The following is a 24,202-nucleotide window of genomic DNA, read 5'->3' on the forward strand; positions in this document are numbered from 1 at the left end:
TTACTGTCCTCCTAATTCTTTACTTTCATAATTAACACATTCCTACTGTACTACTATTTTTAATATCATTATGATAATTTATTTCGTATTTTCATAATGATCTGATAACATTTTACCAATCTTTTTGTTATAATATCATAATTTATAATTGTTGTAAAGTTAAGGAGGCGTTTGGCTAATAGAGTAAATCTTTCTCACAAATTAATACAGCTAAAAGTGTCCATCCTGGAATATATGCCATCCATATAATATTAATAAGCCATGTAGTCTGCTGCATCACAAAAGGAGGATAAAATACTGAAAATGCTACGCCAACATCGCAGATAAACATTAAAGAACTAGAAACAGCTATTATACATGAAGCCTTTTTAGTAAAATAATTTCTAAAAATAGTACAAACAGATGTCCAAGCCATATAAGATAAAACAGCACCAAATATTAAGATCCCTGCTTTCATTACTAAATTATTAATGTATGGCATCAAAATGCAAAACACTGCAATAAAAATAGTTACAAAAAGTATTGCAATTAATATTTCTGCCTTTCTTAATTTAAATTTTTTTTGATAAACTACAATTAAACAAAGATAAGCACACAGAAATCCCAAAACTCCAAATAGAGATAAGTCTATATTTATTTGCATCGTATATGCAAATACTAAAAAGAAATCAGCAATAACAAGGAAAAAGAAGGATAAAGCCATTAGTTTTTGCTCTAAAAATTTCTTTTTTATTGTTATGGCTGATAAAAAAAGAGTAATCATGATAACATATTTAAGATATAAAACCATATTTTCTTTAGGATAAATATTATCAAAAATTAAGATCAAAATAGTTATTGGAAAATAAATTGCCATTAAAATTCTTTGTGTATTATTCATTTAAATTCCTTTCTTTATTTATATTTCATTGTTTTTAGTAACTAACAATTTATTCATAATTCAATAATCTTCAAGATTTAATTCCTTTAAGTGAGAGTCCAAATTTTATATTTGGCTCCTCGAACTTACTCAGCAAACGCATGCGAGTCGAGTTTCCTTTATTACCTTGCCTTATTTTTTATCTTTTATTCTGATTATTAAAAATATTATAGCTAATTAACCATAATGTTCTAAAATTCCTGACCTTGTAAAATGATGATTGTCTTTAATACATATTTTACTTTTCTAATTCATTCTTTTTAGAATTTAACTATTATTTTATGCTATAGTGCAAATAATAAAGCTGAGATTTTCTAAATATAAGAAAATCTCAGCCTGTAAATATGTTCTCTATAACTCTGTGTACTTCTTGCTGTTACCTTTAGCTTTTTCTACTGGATATTTCTCTTCGTTTTTATCCATTTTACTATTTATAATTTCCTCTAAATCTACTCCTAATGAATCAGCCATATGTATACAATAAACCATAACATCAGCCAGCTCTTCTAAAACATGTTCTTTATTATAGTTTTCTTCATCCCATAAAAATTCTTCTAGAAGCTCTCCTGCTTCTATAGATATAGCTTTAGATAGATTGGCTGGGGTGTGAAATTGACTCCAGTCTCTGTCATTTCGGAATTTTCTTATTCTATTTATTGTTTCTTTCATATTAATCACTCTTTCTATGCTTTTCCAGTTTTTATGTTTATTATAGCATATATTACATAAACTGAATTTTGTGAAGATCTCTAAGTATTATAGAGTTATATTGTATTATTTTGTTTTGAACACAGCTATGAGAAAATAATTCTTAATCCTGTAAAATACTCTTGAGGTATAAAAATGAAGAAAAGAATAAATGTTGTAGCTGCAATTATAAAAAATTAAAACAAAGAAATATTATGTGCTTTATGCTCTCCTGTTATGAAATCACCAAATCTATGGGGTTCACAAGTGGTAATTTCCCGAATAGCGGAACTAAAAAAAATCTACTGAGATTCAATTATTCCCTTGCCTTTTTTGTTAATTTGTAGTATATTTGCAACATGATGTTTAAAAAATAATTTTTTAAGGAGGTTTAACTATGAATACATTTAGATTATTTATTACTTTTATAAAATTAAATACATGTACTTATTCATCTGTGAAACCTCGCGAAAGAATCGCTATGTGATATCTATCATTAACTTTTAGCGTTTAACTTTTATATTATTTTGCGTTGAACACAGCTCTGAATAGCTGTGTCTTTTTGCGTTTAAAAGTTTATAAAGTTGCTTTGTTTAACTTAGGGCACATTCAAAACTTGTTAGTTATCTTCATGCACCTAATTAAAAACTTTATAAATTTAAAATTTTAAACATCATGCAATATCTAGGCATATAAAACTATCAGATTATTGAAATCATATGCCAAAAAGGAGGAAATTTCATGACCTTATTTAAAAATTACATTGCAAAACAATGGAAATTATTACTTTTGCCTATGTTTGCTATGATAGTTTCCATCTGTGCAGATAGCTCTTATCCTTACTTTCAAAAGATATTTATTGATAATATAATTCTTGGTCATATGGATAATTATTTAATTATATTTTTAATAGTTGTTGTTTCAGTTGCACTAATTCATGGTTTATTTTCTTACTTAAATGAGTTTTTGTTCGATAAATTTGCCCTTATAGTATGTAAAAAATTGAGACAAGATTTATACTCTAAATTTCAATCTTTTGAATTCTCTTTTTTTGATAATAATAACACTGGTGAATTACTTTCGAGAATTATTGAAGATGTAGATGTAGTATGGGACACGCTATCCTTTGGACTTAGATTGCTATTGGAAGCAATAATACTTTTTTCAGTTTCTGCTTTTATAATGTTTAATATAAATAAAACTTTAACTATTATCTGCTTACTTGTTTTATTACCTGTTGCTTATATTGGAACAATTATGGACAAGAAGTTCTGGACTGTATATTCACAAATTAGTGATCAAACAGCAGAAATAAACTCCATAGTTCAGCAGGATGTTTCTGGTATCAGACTTGTAAAAGCTTTTGCTCGTGAAAAATATGAAATATCAAAATTTCTAAAAGTAAACAAAAAATTCTTTGATTTAAATGTTGAGCAAGCAAAAATAGTTGGGACTTATGGTCCTATAATTGAACTTTTAACAAACGCTGCACCAATTTTAATGATTGTTTATGGTGGTTATTTATGTATTCAAGGAAATTTAAGTTTTGGTAGTTTAGTAGCATTTACTAGTTATATTTTTAATCTTTCTTGGTGTGTAAAGAATTTAGGTTTTTTTATTAACTTACTTTCACAAAATAAAGCTTCTATGGGGAAGATAACTGATATTTTAGATAGAAATTCTGAAATTACTTCCAAGGAAAATGGTTATAACCCTACTGAAATTAAAGGGGATATTATATTTAAAAATGTAAGTTTTTCTTATAACAATGTTGAAGTACTTCATGATATAAATTTAAATATTCCTCACGGAAGTACTGTTGCAATAATGGGTACCACTGGATGTGGTAAAAGTACATTACTTTCTCTAATAGGGAGGTATTACGATGTGACTAAAGGAGAAATTTTAGTTGATAATGTTAATGTTAAGAACTGGAACTTAGAAACTTTAAGAGCTAATATGTCTGTTGTCTTTCAAGATACTTTCTTATTTTCAGATACAATAAAAAACAATATAGACTTTGGAAGTAATAAATCTGAAAGTGCTTTAATTAAAGCTGTTAAAGATAGTGCTGCTTACTCCTTTATTAAAGAAATGCCAGAAGGTTTTGATACCATTATTGGCGAAAGAGGTCTTGGCCTATCAGGAGGACAAAAACAAAGACTTGCTATATCAAGAGCAATATTAAGAAAATCACCTATTTTAATTCTAGATGATTCAACTTCTGCCCTTGATATGGAAACTGAATTTAAAGTTCTTCAAAATCTAAAAAATGATAAGAAAAAAGCAACTACTTTTATAATTGCTCATAGGATTTCTGGTGTAAAAGACGCTGATATAATTCTATTTATGAAAGATGGTAGAATTGTTGAAAAAGGTGATCATTCAAGTTTAGTAAAGGCTAAAGGTTACTATCATAGTGTATATTCTCACCAATTTCAAGATTTTGAAGCACTTACATTGGAGGCTAATTAATATGAATGATATTTTACATGAATCCTCTAAGATTCAAATAGTAAAAAGACTATTAACCTATGTTAAACCTTATAAACTGAAAGTTACTCTTGTAATTTTACTTTTACTTATTGTAATGGCTTGTAATTCAGTTACCCCTTATTTAATGAAAATATCTATAGATACTTTTGTTGCAGAAAAAAATGTTAAGGCTTTATTTCTTCTTGGATGTGGACTAATACTTATGAATGTATTTTCAATGATTTTATCTGGAATCAGAACTATCGCCATGTCTAAGATTACCAATCAGATTTTAGTGGATATTAGACATAGCTTATATACTCATATACAAACATTAAGCTTTAACTTTTTTGATAATAGGCCCGTTGGAAAGATTATTTCAAGAGTTGTTGGGGATGTAAATGCTCTTCAAAATTTATTAAATAATAGTATTGTAAATTTAATTCCTAATGTTTTTACTATTATCCTTGTAATTTGTCTAATGCTTATATTAAATCCAATGCTAGCTGGTATCTGCTTAATTACAATGCCTTTATTATTATTTGCAATGTTCTACATTCAGATTAAGGCAGATAATAAATGGAAAATCTTTAGAGAACATCGTTCTACTTTAATTGGATACACTCATGAATCTTTATCAGGAATGAAGGTAATTCAAGGTTTTAGCAGAAAATACTACGCTAAAGATAAATTTGACAGCCATATTGGAAATCATGCAAAAGGTTTTATGACTGCTGTATTTACTCAAGATTTCTTTTGGCCATTTTTGACTTCCTTCCGTGGTTTAAGTATGGTAATTTTATTAGGCTCTGGATATTTGTTAAGCAAACAAGGAAATTTAAGCTTAGGTACTTTAACGGCATTTTTTATGTACATTGAAATGCTTTGGAGACCTATTATAAATCTCTCTTCATTTTATAATGCCTTTGTTACCAGTATGTCAGCAGGTGAAAGAATTTTTGATATTTTAGATACCAAAAGCGATATTGTAGATGAAGCATCAATTAAGGCTCTCCCTCAAATTAAAGGAGATATCGAATTTGATCATGTTACTTTTTCTTATACTAATGCTGATATTCCAGCCCTTAAGAATACTTCTTTTAAATTAAAAGCTGGTGAAAAAATAGCTTTAGTTGGTGAAACTGGTGCAGGAAAAACAACCATAACTAATTTGATTAGCAGATTCTATGACCCTACCTTTGGCTGTGTAAAAATTGATGATGTAGATATAAAAGACGTCACTGTTGAAAGCTTAAGAAGCCAAATGGGTATAATGCTTCAAGATTCATTTTTATTTTCAACTTCAATTAAAGAAAATATACGCTATGGTAAATTAACCGCTACAGATGAAGAGATAATACAAGCTGCAAAGGCAGTTAATGCTCATGGGTTTATCGAAAAACTAGAAAAGGGATATGATACTGATGTAAATGAAAGAGGCTCAAGACTATCCCTTGGTCAGAGACAATTAATAGCTTTTGCAAGAGCTTTAATTGCAGATCCAAGAATACTAATACTAGATGAAGCAACTGCAAATATAGATACTGAAACTGAATTATTAGTTCAAGAAGGTATAAAAAAGCTTATGAAAGGAAGGACCTCAATAGTAATAGCTCATAGACTTTCTACAATACGAGATTGTGATAAAATTTTTGTACTTTCTAAAGGCAGAATAGTTGAATCAGGTACTCATGATGAGCTCCTTAGAAATCATGGCTATTATTATAAACTGTATTCAGCTCAATACAGCTTCCTAAAGCAGGATGCTTAAAAAACTTCAAGCTATTTAAAGAGTAACTAAAAAAGGTGGCAAAATGAAAGGAATTGCTTGAAATTAGCAATTCCTTCCAATATAAATTTAGTTAATGAGCATCATTTAGTATTTAATATAATTCTACTTGGGGATATACCATACGTGATTAAATATTGTTTTGTTTTCTCACTCTTAACATAAAACATAGCATCATCACAAGCGTAAAATGCATCATGTCCTATACTTTCCACACTATCTGGAATTATTATACTTTTTAAACTAACACACCTTCCAAATGCATTATTTCCAATACTTGTTACACTGTCTGGAATTGTTACATCTGTTAAATACTCACACTCATAAAATGCACTATTTCCTATGCTTTTTATCTCAATATCCCCTATTTTTCCTGGTATAACTAATGGAATACCAGTTATTCCTGGACCCCAAGGGACATTTCTATTAAATTTTACAATTCCGCTAGTTGACTTAAGAATATCAAACTCCCCAGCTTTAATACATTCTATCCCAGCTCCACTATCATCTAAATACCAGCCATCTACATCTTTATTCTTTTCCATATATCCAAAAGTACCGAAATAATACCAGTTTCCAGAAATGTATCTCCAACCTTTAGCGTATGAATCACCTTCTGCATACCGCCAGCCATTAGAATTTTGTTGCCATTCTGCACTTGCACCTATTGGATTTAATAATAATACTGAAGCTACTACTAATACACTAGCTATTACTTTTGTTAATTTTAACTTTTTCATATTTTTCCCCACTTTTTATCCCTTCATTTTAAATTAATATTTTATTATATTTTAACATAACTACCAATAATATTCACTAGTATCACAAAACAGTCACTTTATCTATTTTTCACATCCCCCTTCCAGCTTCTAACATTTTTACTGCATTCTCCGCTAATTCCTTATCAATAGTACTTCTAGGCGTTAAAATCTTATCTTCTTAAAAGTTCCTTAATAGACCTCATAGGCCTTCTCATAAACTCATCCCTAGAAACCATAATCACATTTTCTCCTATTACACTCATTATGTTTTCATCATCAACAATAATTTTTACATCATCAATATTAAAAGCTTTAATTTTACTTTTATCATCGATATTATTATCTGTATCAATGGATATTTCACTATAACGTCTATTTAGCTCCATGAATAGCCTAAATTCATCTTTTGTCTTAATACATAGTTGTGCCACTTTCTTTGAATTATGTAGTAGATACAAAGTTGTATATATAAGGTTTCTAATAGACTGATTTGATATTTCTATTTTATTTTGAAGCTTATACCACTCATTATTTCCAATAATAAATAGAATAGATGTACATATGTTCTTGTCTAAAAAAATTAAAGCTAAGATTATCTAAATTCGGAAAACCTTAGCATATTTTTTATACTTTAAATTTTAATTTTTAATATTTCTTTTTTACTAAGTTCTGAATATTTGCTAATAACTTTTAGCCTTCTTCACTCTATTATTCTAATATTCTTCTTACTTCCTCTTCTGATATATTACATTTTTTTGCTATTTCGCTTATTGTATATCCTGAATTTGAAAGCTTTAAAACTTTTTTCGTTAAAAGAATACCTTCTTCTCTACCTTTTTCTATTCCTTCCTCAATCTTTTCTCTATCTCTTTCCAATAAAGTCATGTAAGTTCTTAATTGTGCTCCGCACTTTTTCACGATGTGCACCTCCACTGAAATATCATTTTTAACTACATTTACTCTTTTATGCATTTCCAATAATCTATAAGATTATCTAATGAAAATTTAGCATTGGCAGGACTAGTTGAAGGTAACTTTATAATATCTCTTTTTATTATTGGATATGTATATTTCATGTAAAGCTTAAAAGCCTTGTCACCATTTGCATATATCTTTTCAATGCTAGCATTATTCAATACAATCGATAAATCTGCTGGTACTACATTCTTAATACTACTATCACTTGATCCTGTGATTTCACAGCTTTCTATTACGTCCCAGAGCGCAATTCCATTATTTAAAAGCATATCTTTCTTGTCAAAAGTTGTATTAGCTTCATCACAATCAAAAATTCCTGCTATTACTTTCCAAAATCTATTTCTAGCATTGGCATAATAAAATTGAGATTCTCTTGATTGAACTGATGGAAATGTACCAAGTATTAATATCCTTGATTTTCCATCATAAATAGGTTCAAGTATCTGCTTTACTCGTGACATACTATTCCTTCCTTTCATACTTAAAAGAGTTACTATTTATCTTTTTTCATTTTATAGCGGTGAATTTAAGTATCCTATAAATGTTTTTATTAAATTCCCCCTTACCTTAAAAGCTTTTTCTCTATATAACTTTTTAACTCCATTTAGGATCATACAAGTTTTGCCCTCTTAACAGAATTCTGTAATTATCTGATATTTTACTTATGTAAAGTTATATCATATTGGTACATATGAAAAAGCAGTAAATCAAGTTTTTATTAATTTACCGCCTAAAATCATATGCTATTATAGTATACATTATTATACTTTAAATTTTAATTTTTAATATTTCTTCTTTACTGAGTTTTGAATATTTAATTATTTTCTCTATTGGCTCATTATCTTTCAGCATCTCTAATGCTATCTCTAATGCCTTCTTTTTTTCACCTTTTTCTATTCCTTTTTCTATTCCTTCTTCTATTTTCTCTCTATCTCTTTCCAACAAAGTCATGAACTCCACCTCCATTAAAATATCATTCTTAACTTCTTGCACTCTTTTATGTATATTCTTAACAAGATTTCCTTTAACATGTTTTACAGTAGCATCTGTTGAATCTTCTACATAAGCAAGGAATTCTAATAACTCATCACTTAAATCATTCATAATTCCCTTTGTATTTAATATTATTTTCTGAGCTTCATCATTTAATATTATGCTACTATCTTCTAGGCAAACATTTTGAAAAGTATATTTATGACGTCCTTTATCGAATAAATCAAATGTACAAATAAATATAATATAACTCTTTGCTAGTTTTCTATAATCTTCCCCTTTACTTATTAGCTCTAAATCAATGTTTCCTTGATAATATCGTAGTCTTTTAGGTGAATTTTTGTCTGATGTCTAGCCATTGTAACCTTAAGCTTTTTCAAAGCTTAAGGTTACAATGTCACCACCCTAGATAAGTTCAGTCCTCTCTCTATCTTTTTGTAACAATCTATAAGTTCCGAATTGTGCTTCGCACTCTTTTTAGATGTGCATAAACATCAATTCTAACACCTTTGCTTTCAGTAATAAATCTATAGTTTTCTATTTCTCGACCATCTCTACTTTTTCTATTTCAATCTCTAAAATCTTCTCTAATAATTCCTTACAGATTTCTTTATCACTCATAACTTTTGCAAATAGAAAATCATCTTCAAGGTTTAACTCTTTTAAGTGAGAGGCCAAATTTTATATTTGGCTGCTCGAACTTACTCAGCGAACGTATGTGAGTCGAGTTTCCTTTATTAACCCATTACCTTATCTTTTATCTTTTGTTCTGATTATTAACAACATTATAGCTGATTAAACATCGTGTTTCAATAGAGCTCTAACTTCTTAGTATTGTTATACTTTATAATTTTAAGTATAATATAGGATTTGCAATGATTATTTTCCCTAAACAATAACTTCGAATATATTTTTATCTTCTATAAGATATCTATTGTTTATATATTGTTTATTTTCATTAAAGTTAAATATTAACAAATACCCTACATCTATTCCTTCTATATCAAGATAACTTTTTAGTTGCTTTAATCCATTCTTATGAGCTTTATCTCCATGCCAGATTTTAGTTTCTATAACATATTTGCATTTATTATACTGAATAACTATATCTAATCGCCTTTCCTCTGAAATCTGAACCTCTTTATAATCAAAGCCTATTCCGTTAATTATTGGTTTTATAAATGCTAAAAATAAAAGGACCCCTTGTCTTTCTAAAAACTCTTTATCCTTAGTGCTATAATTTTCTTTCATAAACTGCTGAAATCTTAATAAAACATGTTCCATGTTAAGATTATTATCTTCCATTATAAAATTATCTTTAAAATTGTATCTAGACATTGTTATAGTATCTGCTTTGGATATCATGTAGTTGTAAATAACTTCTTTAAAAATTTGATTCGATACAGATATATTATTGTTTTCATCTTTTATTAAATATCCAAACATATGTCCTAAATCTATAATAGGATTATTTATATTATATGATATTGGAATCCCACAAATTAATATGTTGTATAAGCACTCATATAACTTTAAATTATTTTCAAGATTCTTGATCAAATCATCAAATAAAGTATTTTTATCTTCAAGTAATATTTTTACAGCTCTTTGTATGTCTGAAGCTATCCATTCTCTTTTATTTTCTGCTAATAAATCCTCATCAACAATTTGACATATCCTTGATACCAGGAATGGATATCCAGACGTAAATTTGTATATTTCTTTGCTTAATACACCTATATCTAATAATAAATCATTCTCATTTGCATAGCTCTTTAACATAGTACTAATATCTGATTCACTAAAACTCATATCTACGTTAAAATTAACTGCTATATTCCACGGTGAATTATATCTTACCTCAGAAACATCTCTAACTTTTATTTTCAAATTTTTAATATCGTATACTCCTGCTAAAATAACAGATTTAAAGGTCGTTGAAAGCTCTTGCTCCCTACTTAAGTATAAAGATCTAAGCATTCCAAGAAAGCTTAGAAATAATCTATTATTAGAATTTTTATCTACCTCATCTATAATAAGAACAACATCATCATCTTTTGTAACATCCATTATTATATAAGACAATTCTGTGAAGGTTGAAGCTTTTTTCATATCCATATTTATAAATCTACTCACATAGTTAACGAAAGTATTGCAAAATCTCTCCTCAGATACAAAGTCTTCTCCAATAAGCTCAAAGTCCATTCTTATTACTTTATATTTATTATTTAGCCTTTTATATAGCTCATTTAAAGTTGTTGTCTTTCCAAACTGCCTAGGTCTATTTATAACAAAGTAGAATTCATCATCTACAAGCTTTTCTATTTCATTTATCTTCTCGGATATATCTACCATATAATGCTTTTTAGGTACACATACGCCTGTTGTATTAAACCTTTTTGTCATAGCTTCACTCTCCATCTTTAAATAGTATGCTGCTCTGCAAAAATTACTAATAACTAATTTAATTTGTTATTACCATTTCAATACTTACATTATACCTTTAATTTATCTATGTTTACTAGCACTTTCTAAATGTTTCAAATTATCTTTTATTAAAAAATTATTTCCTGCTCTAATTTTTTATTCAATTTAATTATTGTAGATAGAAGGTCTGTATATTCCTTATATTCTTCCCTTTCTTTATAACTTTCTAATAATAGAGAAACTTCACCTTCTTTTTGCTTTTTTTCCTTCCTATTTTAGAAAAGTTGCTGGATTTATCTCAAATATAAACATGCAAATTTTTAATTGAAATCAGGGTTTGCTGAGCAAACCCCATTTAGAAAAATAACTAAAAAATTAAAAAAGAAATAGCAAATAGCATAAGAATTTAACCTTTTGTTGCTATTAACTATATCGATGAATAATTCAGTATAAAATAATTAACGCTGGGACTTTCTGAATTTAGAAAATCCTAGCTTCTAATATTTTAGCTACAATTTAACCTTATACTCTTTAATATTCTTAGTATCTTTACATTTTGAACATATCATATTGTTTTTATTTCTATAAAAATTTCAATATTATTTTCGTCACCATAGTAATTTTATCTAAATAATTTCATTATAAGTACATAAATGAACATGCGAACAATCGGAAAAATACAAATCAGAAATATTATAAATGCATAAATTAATGATTTTTTAATTTTTTTAGCTTCTTGCCGCTTCCATTCATTTTGAACTACTTTTTGCTTTTTAGGCTTATATTCTTTAAATTTTATAATTTTATTACTTTTATTCTTTAACCTTAATTCAATATTTTTTAGATATTTTTCAATACTTTTATTATAATATTGCAAACTTAATAGCCTTTCAAAACTTTCTTTTGCTAATAATAACTCACCAGTGTAATAATAACAATATCCGATATAATTTAATGCTGACTTATCATCTTTATTAAAAGATAAGTCCCACTTTAAATATGGTAATGCTTCATTAAAATTTCCTTTCTCCTCTAAAATCTTTCCAATTAAAAATGCACTATCTAAATCCAAATTATTTATATTAAAAGCTGCTTTTGCAAATTCTAATGCTTTATCTAAATGTCCATTAGTATAATAGAAATTCCCTATTAATCTTAGTAATTCTGGATCTTCTTTAAAAATATCATAAGCCAAAAGTAAATATTTTTGTGCACTACTATAATTTTTATTTTCTAATTCTTCACAGGCTTTTTGCCTTATAGACAAATATTCCTCTACTATTTCAGAATTTAGTTCATCTAAATAATCATATTTTAATGTATTTGGATTTCTATAATTCTTAAAGAATTCATTAACTTTATTGGTCGGATACATATTATATAACTTTATTTCATTTTTACCCCAGTTAAAGTTATTTTTCAATATTAACCATATATCTGCTGGTAAATATTTATTATCTATTAAAAATTCAAGCACTCTATCTTCGATAATTTGAAAGCTGTATGCATCCCAAACTACGTCAATATTTAAAAGCTCTTCCCATTCCTTAGAATTTCTCCTTAAAGCTATATCATTGTAAATCTCCTTAAGTCTATTTAGAAATTCTTCAATGCGCTCATGTAGATCGGTACTTGTATCCTGATTTTTGATCGTGTTATTATCTATATACAAATCAACGCTTGATTTTATTTTCTTATTGAAATAGTTGTCATTTTCAACTATTTCACTTGGATTTTCAGTTTTATTCTCATTTCTTCCTCTTGCGCATTTTATTCCCTTATCATAAGCTTCTCTTAGTCTTTGATATCCCTCTGCATTATCTTCAGGATTAAATATCTTTAGTAATTTTGCATAGGCCTTTTTTATTGTTTTCAAATCACTATCTTTTGATATCTCTAATATCTCCCACCAGTTCATAATTAATAAATCTCCAATTTATCTAATCTTTGATTGAATATTTTCACGTATTTCTTAATTAGTCTTAAGTCCTGTGTTAATAATATTCTTTCAAATTCGGTTAATAAATTTGCAATGTATTCACGCTTTTCACCTAGAGCTTCCTCATATAATCTTTCACCTCTTGCAAGTAGCAATCTATTTTCAGTTTTATCTCTTGGATGAATTTTTATATCTTTAAGTAATAACATACGCTTTTTTATCTCTTCTTCCGACATAGATCCTGGAGAATTCTCAATTATTAAAGTTTCACTTTTTCCTGTGCTTAATGTGGTAGCTTCCACTTCTAATAATCCATTTATGTCATAGGTATACCTTAACTCAATAACCTGTTTGCCTGCTCTATCCTCTGGAACTTGTACTTTAAATTTTCCAAGAAAAATATTGTTCTCGACTTTCCTGCTTTCTCCTTGATATACTTCGATTGAAATTTCATCCTGATTATCTCTTATGGTTACTAATCTCTCCACCCTGCTTATGGGCACTGGAGAATTTCTTTCAATTACAGGTAAAAAATATCCTCCCTCATAGTTCCTAGAGCTAATGCGATTTACTACTTCTACACCAAGTGTATATGGGCATACGTCTGTTAGAACTAATTCTTTAAGTTCCGATTTTTTTTCCTTTAAAGCTCCTTGTATACTTGCTCCAAGAGCTACTGCTTCATCAGGGTTTATATTAGAGTATGGTAATTTATTAAACATTTTACTAACCACACTTCTTACCAAAGGCATTCTTGTACTACCACCAATTAAGATTACGGCTTCAATTTCTGATGGGTGTATATCAGCATCTCTTAATGCTCTTTCTACTGGATGTCTTAATCTCATTATTAAATCTGATGACAAGCTTTCAAATTTATTTCTATCTACTTCTGTCTCATATGTATTTTCACCTATATGCAGAGTCATAGTTGCTTTTTCTTTATATGATAGTGCCCTTTTACATAATTCCGCTTGTTTAAATATTGCCGACATTTCTTTCTTCTCTAATTCATTTAAATCAAAATTGTTTAATACCATAAAATTTTCTACAAGAAGTTTATTAAAATCTTCCCCACCTAAGAAGTTATCCCCTGATATAGATTTAACCTCCATAACTCCTTCAAATAATTCAAGTATTGAAATATCAAAAGTTCCGCCGCCTAAATCAAACACCAAAAATTGAGTTTCGTCATCTTCCTGATGAAGCCCATAAGCTACAGCTGCTGCTGTCGGCTCACTAATTAACCTCTCAACTTTAAGTCCTGCAAGCTCCCCTGCTCTTTTAGTTGCTTTACGCTGAGCATCATTAAAATAAGCTGGAACGCTTATAACTGCCTCTACTATCTCTTCTCCTAAATAACTTTCTGCATCTTCTTTTAATCTTTTTAGAATAAATGAAGATAATTCTTCTGGTGTAAATGTATAAGTACCAATTTGGAATTTTTTCGTTGTTCCCATAAATCTTTTAAAGTTAGCAACCGTAAAATTCGGATGTGTAATAAGTCTTTCTTTAGCTGTATCACCAACCAAAATTTCATCATTTTCATCAATACTCACTACCGATGGTGTTAAATTTTTATTTAACACATTGGGTATGATGTTAGCTTGTCCATCTCTCCAAACAGCAACCAAACTATTTGTAGTCCCTAAATCAATACCAATAATAGGCATAAAATCCCCTTCCCCTTCTAAACAAATATAAAGTAATTAAATTATTTACTAATTATTGCATTTCATTGTAAATTATAACATGTGGGTTTTACACTATCAATTTTCTACATTGTATATGACTAAATTATTATCTGATTATTTACACTAAGGCATTTTCATCAACTAAAAGTTGATTTTCTTCAATTTCCTTAATCCCAATCTGCCTACTAAAAGAATTTAATCTCTCCTTAAAATAATTAGAAAGATTCTTATCTTCACACCATACATAGCAGCCCTTAAATCCAAATCTTATTTTACCTCCAAATAATTTGTAGACAGCACCATGCAACAATTCATGTACAAAAGTTATAGGTATAAAAATAACTATCAAAAAAATAATTAAATACATCAAAGTATTTCCAGTAAAATCAATTAATTCATTCTGGGATAACAGGCTTACAAATAAATCAGAAATTCTATTCTGTTCTATATAGCAAAATGCATAAGCTAATAAAAAACATACTATATGCAATTTCCATGAAACTTTAAAAGACATGCCAACACCTCCATCATTGAGTATTGACATGTCCTTTGAATTATAAACCTTATTAATTTTTTATCAGTTAACTATCCCATACTTCACCAAATTCACGTAAATTCTATACTGTACGTTGTTGGATATCCTCAGCCTTTCCAACTTACATCAACAAATTTCACTGTAATATCCGAAAGATTAAATGTATAGATATTTTTCACCTTATATAAGCGCAGGTCTATATTGTCTTTACTTTCCTGTAGATAATCGTCTATGGCTCCGTACAACTCATTATAAAATTTCTTTACCACATACTCTGTAAATGAAAGGTTTTTAGACATTAACATTCCAAGATTATAAAATCTTATTTAATTATATCAAATAATGTAATTTTTTGATATAATTAAATAGCATTATCACACCATAGAAAAGCTAGAACGTATTAAAAATATTACAAACGATGTTCTTCTGAAAATATGTAAGGTAATGGACTGCACTTTGGATGATATTATGAAAACTATAAAAGAATTAAGAGGCACATTTTATATGGAACTAACCGAGATTATTACACTTACAAATATGTGTATGATCTATGATGACAAACGAAATGTTCTTGTTCAAGAAAAGGTTTGTAAAGACTGTATAATATTACTAGGCGGTCACGTTAAAAGACACGAATCAATTGTTGACTCAATGATAAGAGAAATTCATAAAGAAACAGGATTAACGATATCTAATATTGAATTTTGTGGTAAAGGTGTAACAGAACAATATTTTAATAAAAATTCTCCTTACATAGAACCTATACTAAAATAAATGAGGTGATAACAATGACGCCAATAATGAGTTTTTGGCCAAGCATCTATAACAAGATAAAATCTCAGGAAAAGCTTGTGGAATATCGCAGGCGCTTTCCAGAAGATTGCCAAATGGCCTATATGTATGTTAGTAAACCAGTCAAGGCAATATGTGGTATCATTTATTTCGGACAAATTCACTCGCTTGAAGATTGGAAAACAGAATACTCGAACGATGCAAACGTAGAGCAAAGAATAGACGATTATATCAATTCATATAGGTATGGTGCAGAAATAATCGCATTACAAGAGATACAACCAATCTCATTAGATTCCCTACGTGAGAATATTTCAGGCTTTGTTGCTCCACAATCCTATTTGTTACTAGAAAATAATGAGCGATTGAAAGACTATATATCGTCAAACACCTATTTCATTGGCAATAGGATTTATAATAATACTACTAATATCTTTCCTGAACATATATGCAAGAGGTATTAAATTATGTTAAAAGTATTTGAGGCTTTTGCCGGTTATGGAAGTCAGCGTATGGCATTAAAAAATCTAGGTATTCCTCACGAAATAGTTGGTATTTCTGAAATTGAAGGGGATGTTATTTTGTCATATGCCGCCATACATGCTAATTTATTAAAAATTAGAAATAACGCCACCAATGAGACAGATGATGAAATGAGAGAATATCTATCAAGTATAAATACACCATTAGATTATCGTACATTTACCAGTAGAGTTAATTCCTTGAAAGGAGAAAAACTCAAAGATATGTACATTGCAAATAAAATATCCAAAAACTATGGAGATATCAGATTTATAGACCCTACTGTTCTTCCGGATTTTGACTTTCTCACATACTCTTTTCCATGTCAAGATATATCTGTTGCTGGATATCAAAATGGTCTTGATGCTAATTCTGGAACAAGGTCATCACTTTTGTGGGAATGTTGCAAAATCATTGAGTCAAAAAGGCCTAAATATATGATGATGGAAAACGTAAAAAATCTGGTTGGTAGCAATCACAAAAGGAATTTTTTACAATTCTTAACCTATCTAGAGTCTTTAGGATATTCGAATTATTGGGATATTTTAAATGCTAGGGATTTTGGGATTCCACAAAATAGGGAACGTGTATTTTGTATTAGTATTTTGAACAATCAAAAAGACTTTCATTTTCCCGATACCATCCCTTTAGAAGTAAAAATGAATGATTTGCTTGAAATAAATGTACCATCCAATTTTTATCTTAGCCATAAGCAATGCACCGAAAAACCAATCAAACAAGATTATATTTATTGTCTAGACTCGAATTATTGGAAAGGTACATTCTTGAAAGACTTTTTAGAGAAAAAACGAAGGCAAGTTGTCTCAGGTCCTATAAATGAAGAAGGATACTATCCAGCAAGAAGATTAACACCTCATGAAACATGGCGTTTTATGGGTGTTTCTGATGAAGATTTTAAAAAAGCAAGTACCCTTGTTAGTAATACAAGTTTATATAAACAATCTGGAAACAGCATTGTAGTACCCGTACTTGAAGCCATTTTTAAAAAATTATTTATCGATTATCAAAAGGAGGAAAATAAAATGGATCCAAACAAACAATTATTAATCAAACTCTTCAGAGAAAATGTGAAAGGTAAACACCCAGATGTCACTGGTCGAAATATCCGTCATGATGGAAGAAACGGCAATTGGCTTGAAGAACAATTTGGTAAAACCCCAGATGCTGATAATCATGCTGATTTTTTTGGGTATGAATTGAAAAACGAAACAACAAGCAAGACTACATTTGGTGATTGGTCTGCAAATGAATACATTTTCAAAACAGGAAGATATACAAATCTTTTTAAAGGATCTACTGGTTCTGAAAAACAAGATTCATTTTGTGCTATCTTTGGCACTCCAAACCCCGATAAAAACAATAGATGCTCATGGTCTGGTAAACCTACCCCTAAAATTAACGGATATAATGAATGTGGTCAAATTCTTATTATAGAATCAAATTTAGATATCGTTGCACTTTATTCTTACAGTAAAGATATGCGCATTAACAAATCTTCGATTGTTCCAGCACAATTACAAATTGATAATTTAGAAATTGCTCGATGGTATGGATTGACGGATAGAAACGGCATAAAAACAAATAAATGCCTTTCCACAAAATTAGAAAACAAATTCGGAGAAAATGGTTGGTTTACCTGCAAAACTGATAGATATGGAAATTACAACGAAATATGCTTCGGTAATCCATTCAACTTTAATCAATGGATTGACTTGGTAAGAAGAGGAATTGTTTTTTTCGATAGTGGCATGTACCAAGGAAACAAAAGACCGTATTCTCAGTGGCGAGCAAATAATACTTATTGGGATAGTTTGATAGTCGAAAGATATGAATAATTGAAGGAGAAGGTACAATGTTTGAACTCAAATATACTTGCGAGATAACGATTTACGAAGTTCCAGTCCAATGGATTCCAAAAATTGAGTTATATTATCCTGATTTACCCCAATTTCCAATAATGTATATCCACGTTAAGACTGATAATCAACGTTTGATTGCTTGTCCAGTTTCAGTAAATTATCATATTCATGCCAATTATTGCGATGCAGTATTTACAGTTTTATGTAATACAGATGTAAATAGCAATCCCGCTATTATAGCAATGTTACAGGATGAAATCTCCAACCGTATAGGAATGAAAGATAAAATAACTTTACAAACCGTTATTGACTGTTGTAATGGTAATTCCAAATACGAAACATTAATGGAGGATTTATGGACATACATTGAAAAGTCCTATGGGCCATGTATTCCTTTTGGACGCTTCTACGAAGAAATATATTCAATACCAAGATTTGTATCTGCATGGCAACCCAAAACCGGTAGGCAAAGCGAAATGCGTATGCTATATAACTTTATGAGTGCGTTTGGTCAAGAAGTTTCCTTTCCAAAAGAGTGGTCTCATTTAGAGTATTATATTATACCAACATATATTGATGTGCAAAATAAAGATTATTCCAATTTTCCTATATTTAAGAAGTTATATCATGCAATCAAAATATTGTTTGAAATAGAATTTTCAAACACTGTTTGCATTGATAATATCAATTTTAAGGTTATGCCAAAAGCATGGAAGCAAAACAAGGAAGCATTTATTCAAAACGTAAGTAATCATCTACTCTTGGAAGGCAAATTTACTAGAGAAGATAAATTTTATGCTGAAAGACTTGTAGATGCTTTCAATAGACATGCATGGCGAGCTGAATATTTTATAAGTGCATTTTTAAATATAGAACAAACAGATTACAAGCTTTGGACTAAAACATTTTTTAAGGAATTCTATGATAATGGTTCAAAACTTAAAGGATACTCTGAAAAAGTAATTGCCTGTTTTTTACAGCAGGGATTTGCTAAAAATGAGATTATACCTATAGATACTTGGATAGAAACTTTTTATCAATTTCCATTGGGAATAGAAACACGTTCTATATTTTATGATGCATTTATTGAACTCGGAAAACTGGAACGAGTAATATGGTTGGCCAGTCAATCAAATAAAACTAATATGAAAAATTTTTTTGATATACTCTGGTGTCAACGATATGGTGTTATTGGGAATTCAGAACTAAGAGGCGTAAACCCATTAGCTTGTTATGGGTGCAAACTCAATAAAACCTGTGTTGGTCTATCAGCTATATCGAATACAAAAGTATATATAAAAAATGATATGAAGCAAACTGATTTGTCTAAACTCCCAGCAAGCATTACTGATTCTGTCACATTCATTTGCTCTCTTGAAGATAATGTCCCTAAAAAAGTTTACAAGAAGAGTGGATCCAGTTGGATTCTTAATGACGAATTTAGTGGCTATATCATGACTGAGAACAATAAATTGGAAGAAAGCCTTATTAACAAAGAAATAATTACTGTCTCAGAGTTTATTTTGAATAATTAACATAAAAAGCGGAGAGTTTCATATTAGAAAACTCTCCGCTTTTTTATAACACATTATTTTTCTCAAGAAATGCAACCATCTTTTTAGCAACCGCTTCAATAACATTTACGCACACAGAATTACCAAATTGTTTATATGCTTGTGAATTAGATACTGGAATTATAAAATCTTCTGGAAAGCCCTGTAATCTTGCACACTCTCTTGGAGTAAGCATCCTAGGATTTCTACTAGGTTGTTCAATTAAAGCCTCACTTCCATCTTTATAATATCTAGCACTAATTGTGCTGGTATATTTACTTTGTGAATTGAATAGACAAAATCCAAATCCATTCCCTTTCTTTTCGTGCAATTTTTTGGGTTAAATGAAAAACTAACTTCCGTTTCATCGTAAACTATTGTAACTGCAAGTGTAAAGTCAGTTTTTAGAATTAAACTTAGTGGAAATAAGACCTGAAATAAGCTATAATTCGCATAATATAATCTTTTTTTAGGGTTTATAAGCAGGTTTAATAAGCCTACGGAAATCGCCTTGCAAAACTAAGTTCCGTTTGCTTCAACTTTGCATGATTAAGTTCCGCTGATACTTGCCCTAAATTTTTGATATATTATTTATTAAATAGTGCAGGTTTTAGATGTACCTCATCTGCATGGATATGTTTTAATGATAACTTTTCTAACATTGAGACGTCTAAAAACATTTGGGCTAGTTTGAATGGTGTATTTCCGTTTAAACTAGCTCTTGCTGTACTATTAATATGGTTCATCATTAAGGTAACATCTTCTTGAGTCCTATTATTAAGAGATTTTCCTTTAGGTATTATATACCTTATGTATTCATGATTTTTTTCTACGTGTGGCTTCTGATAAGATGCCATATGATTACAGTAGAATATTTTAGTTCTTTGATTTCCTTCACTATCTAATTCTAAAACTTCTGGGCTTTTAAATTCGGAGCCGTTATCTGTTAGAATAACAGGAAAGCTACATTTAAATACTTCATGGCCTAACACCTCATATAGCTTGTCTATTACATCTTTAACAGCCGTCTGACTACAGCTATCTATAATAAAAGCAAGCATCAAGGAACAATTTCTAAACATAAAAGTGAGAAGCACTTTGCCACTTCGCGTGCCGTGTACTGTATCCATTTCTATAACTGGTGTATTGGGGTTATTTTCAAGAAATTTAATAAAGTCCTCGAAAGTTCGTCCAGCTCTATGTGCTGAATCTTTTACTACAGGAGATGTAGATTTTTTTCTTGGCTTAAACTTTACTTTTCTAGGTAGATCAATATTCCTAGCTGTAAAAGCATTGTTATCAAAATAATAATATAATGTTCTTTCACAGCAATTTATCTCATCTTTATGATGAGTAAAAATATGAGATATTGACTGTCCTTTCAAAATAAGTGGAGAAATTACTTCATCTATCTTTTTTAGTTCATTTGAAGTTATATTAAGTCCTTCTCTAGATGTGACTAATAGTTCCTTATACTTTGTATCTGCAACTTTAGCTTTATAATAGCTCTTTTCATCGGTGCACGTAGTGACTGTGCTGCAACCGTTGCAGACATACGGGTAGCGGTTAAGTTTAGTGCATTTCTTGATTGAATATTCATTACAGGACCTATAACAGTTTGTAAACCTACATTTCTTACATTGTTTGCCACAGCTACTATTACACAAGTTTGTCTTTGTGCAACTTTTTCTGTGCTTGCATGATTGTAGATTAATTTCTTTTCGCTTGCTTGATTTAAGAAATCTATTCCGCTTGATCTCTTTAGAGATAGTAGTTGGGTCCTTCTTAACTCTTTCATCAATTTCTTTTAATGTGTAATTTTGATCTAGCCCGTATTCAATTATAAGTCGATCTTCTATCTTAAGGTGTTTTCCTTTGCATAAATCTTTATTTGACATAATTGATCATCCTAATATACTAAGGACAAATATCATTTTAATTATATCAAACTCTTTGCATAACTAATTTCCGTTTGACTTAGAAAACGGAAGTTACTTTTTCAATTTACGCATAAAAAATAACTAATAAATGGAGTGGTATGATCCACTCCATTTATTGGTTATAAAACCTCATATTTACTTAAGTAGGATAACATTGTTTTTGCAACAGCTTCTATAACAGGTATACAAACAGAATTACCAAATTGTTTATATGCTTGTGAATTCGAAACCGGAATGATAAAGTTTTCAGGAAATCCTTGTAATCTGGCACATTCTCTAGGTGTTAGCATCCTTGGATTTTTTTCTTCCTGCTCAATCAATGCCTCACTTCCATCTTTATAATATCTTGCACTAATTGTACTAGTATACTTACTTTCTGAATTAAAAAGACAAAAACCAAATCCATTACCTTTGCTTTCATGCATCTTTTTGCGCTCCAAATGACCTTGGTACAATTTATCTGAAATAGTAAATCTATCAGACACTTCTCTATCTAATATATTTCCTACCTTTACATTATCATTTGGTTTTCCTTCTGGATAATGAAACTCTTCATAATTATTAGGTAGATAATCTTTATTAAATCCCACAATAATTATTCGTTCTCTATTCTGAGGTATTCCAAAATTATATGCATTTAATACTTGTGGTTCTGGCACATAATAATTTAATTCATCTAAAATAGCAAGAATAACCTTGATAGTATTACCTTTATCATGCCCCTTTAGCTGTTTGACATTTTCAAGCATAAAGGCTCTAGGCCTTTTCTCTTTTAGTATTCTGGCAATATCGAAAAACAAGGTCCCCCTTGCATCATCAAATCCCTTTTTTAAGCCAGCCTGTGAAAAAGGTTGACATGGAAATCCTGCTAATAAAATATCATGGTCTGGAATATCTTTCTCATCAACATGTGTTATATCACCATCTGGCTCTTCTCCAAAATTAATTCTATATGTCTTTTGTGCAAACTTATTCCATTCAGATGAATATACTGTATATCCTCCATTCCTTTGGAACGCCTGACGAATTCCACCTATTCCTGCAAATAAATCTATTTGCGTAAATCTACATTCTTCTCGTGGTGAATTCTTGAGTGGTGGCTCCGTAGGAAAACTAATAATTCTACTATAAATATCATCTGGAATTTCCTTTTTACCAGTCTCCCACTCTTTTAACATTTTTTCTTGTTCCACAGTGAATCCTAATGCATCTGAAAATTCTTTCCGTGTAATATCTAATTTATTTCTGACAGATAATATTATCTCGCTTTTGCTCAAAATATCAGCCCTCTCTTTGTTTATATAACGTTACTTAGTATAACTAATATTAGCTAATTGTTCAAGCAATAAGCTAATACTTAATAAAATATTATCATCCAGAACCTTTATATATTATTTTCTCCTTAAGAATCTTCCTATTTTTATTATCTGCTATTACTCATACTCTTCTGTAATTAAGCTATTCCAATAATTATTGTTTGCTCTCCATTGAGAATAAGGTCTACTATTTCCTTCATACATTCCACTATCAAAAAATACAGTTCCATCTTTCACAAGTTTTATCCATTCATCATAATTCATTGGTTTACCAAAACATATTTTCACATAAGTACCTGTGTCATCCTTTTTGCAAGTAAACCATCCCTTATCATTAAATTTATCTTCTAACTTCTTTTTTAAACATTTTTTATTGCATCTCTTTTTAGTGCATGTTGCTAAGCATTTATCCTTGCACTTTTCAATTGGAGTTGATTCTCCATACCATCTTGCTACTATTATCTTTTCTTTTTGGAATTCTGTTGGTATAATATTAGATTTATTTTCTCTTTTATCATGTAGGTATGAGTACACAGCAATAATATCCTTATTACCTGTAATTTCCAATCTTTGTCCATATGTATTATAGTCTCCTATTTTAGGACAGGGTGTACCAGACCAAGAGTATCTACCTTCTTTTTCTGTGTTTGGTCTACCAAAAATCTTTATAAAACTGTTTTGCTTCTCGCATTTAGATTTTCCCACGAATAAATTCTTATAGTTTGGCATAGTAAAAATATATTCATTAGCCGACCAATCTCCAAAAGTTGTTTTTGATGTAGTCTCATTTTTTAACTCGTATCCCATTAAATCAGCTTCATTATCAGCATTCGCAGTAATTCCAAACTGCTGCTCTAACCAGTGCCCCTCTCTACCATCATGTCGAACATTTTTATCATCCGTATTAGGCTTTTTACCTTTTACATTCTTATTAAATAATGCTATAATATCCTTCTTTGCAGTCATAATCTAAATCCCCTTTCAAATAAAATGTATTCAAAT

Annotated in this window: 21 protein-coding genes and 2 pseudogenes; 6 read left to right on the top strand and 17 right to left on the bottom strand. The window is 29.5% G+C overall.

From position 1 onward, the window contains the following. Positions 1-175: 175 nt before the first annotated feature. Both L3B96_RS07960 and L3B96_RS07965 read right to left on the bottom strand, forming a co-directional pair. Complete coding sequence (locus L3B96_RS07960; RefSeq protein WP_238860123.1) at positions 176-856, bottom strand: lysoplasmalogenase family protein; 681 nt, start codon at positions 854-856, stop codon at positions 176-178. A 414-nt stretch (positions 857-1,270) separates the two neighbouring features. Then, positions 1,271-1,588 (bottom strand): nucleotide pyrophosphohydrolase, encoded by a 318-nt coding sequence (locus L3B96_RS07965; RefSeq protein ID WP_012058997.1) that lies wholly within the window; start codon positions 1,586-1,588, stop codon positions 1,271-1,273. A gap of 759 nt (positions 1,589-2,347) precedes the next feature. On the opposite strand from L3B96_RS07965, the gene L3B96_RS07970 reads away from it, so the two are divergent. Both L3B96_RS07970 and L3B96_RS07975 read left to right on the top strand, forming a co-directional pair. Beyond that, positions 2,348-4,081 carry an ABC transporter ATP-binding protein gene (locus tag L3B96_RS07970; protein ID WP_238860124.1) on the top strand — a complete coding sequence of 578 codons (1,734 nt, stop codon included), beginning with the start codon at positions 2,348-2,350 and terminating at the stop codon, positions 4,079-4,081. Position 4,082: 1 nt separating this feature from the next. Further along, complete coding sequence (locus L3B96_RS07975; protein ID WP_238860125.1) at positions 4,083-5,852, top strand: ABC transporter ATP-binding protein; 1,770 nt, start codon at positions 4,083-4,085, stop codon at positions 5,850-5,852. A gap of 101 nt (positions 5,853-5,953) precedes the next feature. Here the strand turns inward: L3B96_RS07975 and L3B96_RS07980 are convergent, their stop codons facing one another. The 10 genes and pseudogenes from L3B96_RS07980 to L3B96_RS08025 all read right to left on the bottom strand — a co-directional run bounded on the left by L3B96_RS07980 (position 5,954) and on the right by L3B96_RS08025 (position 15,466). Further along, on the bottom strand, positions 5,954-6,610 hold the full coding sequence (locus L3B96_RS07980) for a leucine-rich repeat domain-containing protein (RefSeq protein WP_238860126.1): 657 nt from the start codon (positions 6,608-6,610) through the stop codon (positions 5,954-5,956). 191 nt (positions 6,611-6,801) lie between these two features. After that, positions 6,802-7,062, bottom strand: a complete 261-nt coding sequence (locus L3B96_RS07985; RefSeq protein WP_238860127.1) for a hypothetical protein — start codon at positions 7,060-7,062, stop codon at positions 6,802-6,804. Between the two features lie 277 nt (positions 7,063-7,339). Then, positions 7,340-7,549, bottom strand: a complete 210-nt coding sequence (locus tag L3B96_RS07990) for a hypothetical protein (protein WP_343073072.1) — start codon at positions 7,547-7,549, stop codon at positions 7,340-7,342. A 38-nt stretch (positions 7,550-7,587) separates the two neighbouring features. Beyond that, complete coding sequence (locus L3B96_RS07995) at positions 7,588-8,070, bottom strand: DNA-deoxyinosine glycosylase (RefSeq protein WP_238860128.1); 483 nt, start codon at positions 8,068-8,070, stop codon at positions 7,588-7,590. A gap of 307 nt (positions 8,071-8,377) precedes the next feature. Next, positions 8,378-9,280 (bottom strand): annotated as a pseudogene (locus L3B96_RS08000) (Rpn family recombination-promoting nuclease/putative transposase). A gap of 210 nt (positions 9,281-9,490) precedes the next feature. After that, the gene (locus L3B96_RS08005) at positions 9,491-11,008 is read right to left on the bottom strand and encodes a GxxExxY protein (RefSeq protein ID WP_238860129.1); all 1,518 of its coding nucleotides are present in this window, start codon (positions 11,006-11,008) and stop codon (positions 9,491-9,493) included. 643 nt (positions 11,009-11,651) lie between these two features. Next, positions 11,652-12,947, bottom strand: a complete 1,296-nt coding sequence (locus L3B96_RS08010) for a J domain-containing protein (RefSeq protein ID WP_238860130.1) — start codon at positions 12,945-12,947, stop codon at positions 11,652-11,654. A 2-nt stretch (positions 12,948-12,949) separates the two neighbouring features. Then, positions 12,950-14,641 carry a molecular chaperone HscC gene (locus L3B96_RS08015; RefSeq protein WP_238860131.1) on the bottom strand — a complete coding sequence of 564 codons (1,692 nt, stop codon included), beginning with the start codon at positions 14,639-14,641 and terminating at the stop codon, positions 12,950-12,952. 139 nt (positions 14,642-14,780) lie between these two features. Next, positions 14,781-15,176, bottom strand: a complete 396-nt coding sequence (locus L3B96_RS08020) for a hypothetical protein (protein ID WP_238860132.1) — start codon at positions 15,174-15,176, stop codon at positions 14,781-14,783. 128 nt (positions 15,177-15,304) lie between these two features. Beyond that, positions 15,305-15,466, bottom strand: coding sequence for a hypothetical protein (locus L3B96_RS08025; RefSeq protein WP_238860133.1), 162 nt, complete (start codon positions 15,464-15,466; stop codon positions 15,305-15,307). Between the two features lie 112 nt (positions 15,467-15,578). On the opposite strand from L3B96_RS08025, the gene L3B96_RS27420 reads away from it, so the two are divergent. The 4 genes from L3B96_RS27420 (at position 15,579) to L3B96_RS08050 (ending at position 19,926) form a co-directional block, all read left to right on the top strand. Continuing rightward, positions 15,579-15,971: an NUDIX domain-containing protein gene (locus L3B96_RS27420; protein ID WP_343073076.1), complete on the top strand. Its 393-nt coding sequence runs from the start codon at positions 15,579-15,581 to the stop codon at positions 15,969-15,971. 14 nt (positions 15,972-15,985) lie between these two features. Then, positions 15,986-16,453: a hypothetical protein gene (locus L3B96_RS08040; protein WP_238860135.1), complete on the top strand. Its 468-nt coding sequence runs from the start codon at positions 15,986-15,988 to the stop codon at positions 16,451-16,453. A gap of 3 nt (positions 16,454-16,456) precedes the next feature. Next, positions 16,457-18,367, top strand: a complete 1,911-nt coding sequence (locus L3B96_RS08045) for an LlaMI family restriction endonuclease (RefSeq protein ID WP_238860136.1) — start codon at positions 16,457-16,459, stop codon at positions 18,365-18,367. 122 nt (positions 18,368-18,489) lie between these two features. After that, positions 18,490-19,926 carry a hypothetical protein gene (locus L3B96_RS08050; protein ID WP_238860138.1) on the top strand — a complete coding sequence of 479 codons (1,437 nt, stop codon included), beginning with the start codon at positions 18,490-18,492 and terminating at the stop codon, positions 19,924-19,926. 43 nt (positions 19,927-19,969) lie between these two features. Here the strand turns inward: L3B96_RS08050 and L3B96_RS27425 are convergent, their stop codons facing one another. The 5 genes and pseudogenes from L3B96_RS27425 to L3B96_RS08075 all read right to left on the bottom strand — a co-directional run bounded on the left by L3B96_RS27425 (position 19,970) and on the right by L3B96_RS08075 (position 24,166). After that, a complete protein-coding gene (locus L3B96_RS27425; RefSeq protein WP_343073073.1) occupies positions 19,970-20,275 on the bottom strand; it encodes a DNA cytosine methyltransferase in 306 nt (101 codons plus the stop codon). Positions 20,276-20,531: 256 nt separating this feature from the next. Continuing rightward, positions 20,532-21,401, bottom strand: a pseudogene (locus L3B96_RS08060) (IS30 family transposase); the annotation flags it as partial. A gap of 2 nt (positions 21,402-21,403) precedes the next feature. Further along, positions 21,404-21,742, bottom strand: coding sequence for a hypothetical protein (locus L3B96_RS08065; protein WP_238860350.1), 339 nt, complete (start codon positions 21,740-21,742; stop codon positions 21,404-21,406). 261 nt (positions 21,743-22,003) lie between these two features. Next, positions 22,004-23,161 carry a DNA cytosine methyltransferase gene (locus L3B96_RS08070; RefSeq protein WP_238860139.1) on the bottom strand — a complete coding sequence of 386 codons (1,158 nt, stop codon included), beginning with the start codon at positions 23,159-23,161 and terminating at the stop codon, positions 22,004-22,006. A gap of 156 nt (positions 23,162-23,317) precedes the next feature. Next, entirely contained in the window at positions 23,318-24,166 is an 849-nt protein-coding gene (locus L3B96_RS08075) for an LlaMI family restriction endonuclease (RefSeq protein WP_238860141.1), read from the bottom strand. Between the last annotated feature and the right edge of the window lie 36 nt (positions 24,167-24,202).

The organism is Clostridium sp. YIM B02569, assembly GCF_022320765.1.
Taxonomy (GTDB): Bacteria; Bacillota; Clostridia; order Clostridiales; family Clostridiaceae; genus Clostridium; species Clostridium beijerinckii.

What these genes read in the sequence shown, in the direction of transcription:
- L3B96_RS07960 (WP_238860123.1), bottom strand. Translation starts at nt 856, where the DNA reads ATGGCAATTTATTTTCCAATAACTATTTTGATCTTAATTTTTGATAAT.
- L3B96_RS07965 (WP_012058997.1), bottom strand. Translation starts at nt 1,588, where the DNA reads ATGAAAGAAACAATAAATAGAATAAGAAAATTCCGAAATGACAGAGAC.
- L3B96_RS07970 (WP_238860124.1), top strand. Translation starts at nt 2,348, where the DNA reads ATGACCTTATTTAAAAATTACATTGCAAAACAATGGAAATTATTACTT.
- L3B96_RS07975 (WP_238860125.1), top strand. Translation starts at nt 4,083, where the DNA reads ATGAATGATATTTTACATGAATCCTCTAAGATTCAAATAGTAAAAAGA.
- L3B96_RS07980 (WP_238860126.1), bottom strand. Translation starts at nt 6,610, where the DNA reads ATGAAAAAGTTAAAATTAACAAAAGTAATAGCTAGTGTATTAGTAGTA.
- L3B96_RS07995 (WP_238860128.1), bottom strand. Translation starts at nt 8,070, where the DNA reads ATGTCACGAGTAAAGCAGATACTTGAACCTATTTATGATGGAAAATCA.
- L3B96_RS08005 (WP_238860129.1), bottom strand. Translation starts at nt 11,008, where the DNA reads ATGACAAAAAGGTTTAATACAACAGGCGTATGTGTACCTAAAAAGCAT.
- L3B96_RS08010 (WP_238860130.1), bottom strand. Translation starts at nt 12,947, where the DNA reads ATGAACTGGTGGGAGATATTAGAGATATCAAAAGATAGTGATTTGAAA.
- L3B96_RS08015 (WP_238860131.1), bottom strand. Translation starts at nt 14,641, where the DNA reads ATGCCTATTATTGGTATTGATTTAGGGACTACAAATAGTTTGGTTGCT.
- L3B96_RS08020 (WP_238860132.1), bottom strand. Translation starts at nt 15,176, where the DNA reads ATGTCTTTTAAAGTTTCATGGAAATTGCATATAGTATGTTTTTTATTA.
- L3B96_RS08040 (WP_238860135.1), top strand. Translation starts at nt 15,986, where the DNA reads ATGACGCCAATAATGAGTTTTTGGCCAAGCATCTATAACAAGATAAAA.
- L3B96_RS08045 (WP_238860136.1), top strand. Translation starts at nt 16,457, where the DNA reads ATGTTAAAAGTATTTGAGGCTTTTGCCGGTTATGGAAGTCAGCGTATG.
- L3B96_RS08050 (WP_238860138.1), top strand. Translation starts at nt 18,490, where the DNA reads ATGTATATCCACGTTAAGACTGATAATCAACGTTTGATTGCTTGTCCA.
- L3B96_RS08065 (WP_238860350.1), bottom strand. Translation starts at nt 21,742, where the DNA reads ATGAAAGAGTTAAGAAGGACCCAACTACTATCTCTAAAGAGATCAAGC.
- L3B96_RS08075 (WP_238860141.1), bottom strand. Translation starts at nt 24,166, where the DNA reads ATGACTGCAAAGAAGGATATTATAGCATTATTTAATAAGAATGTAAAA.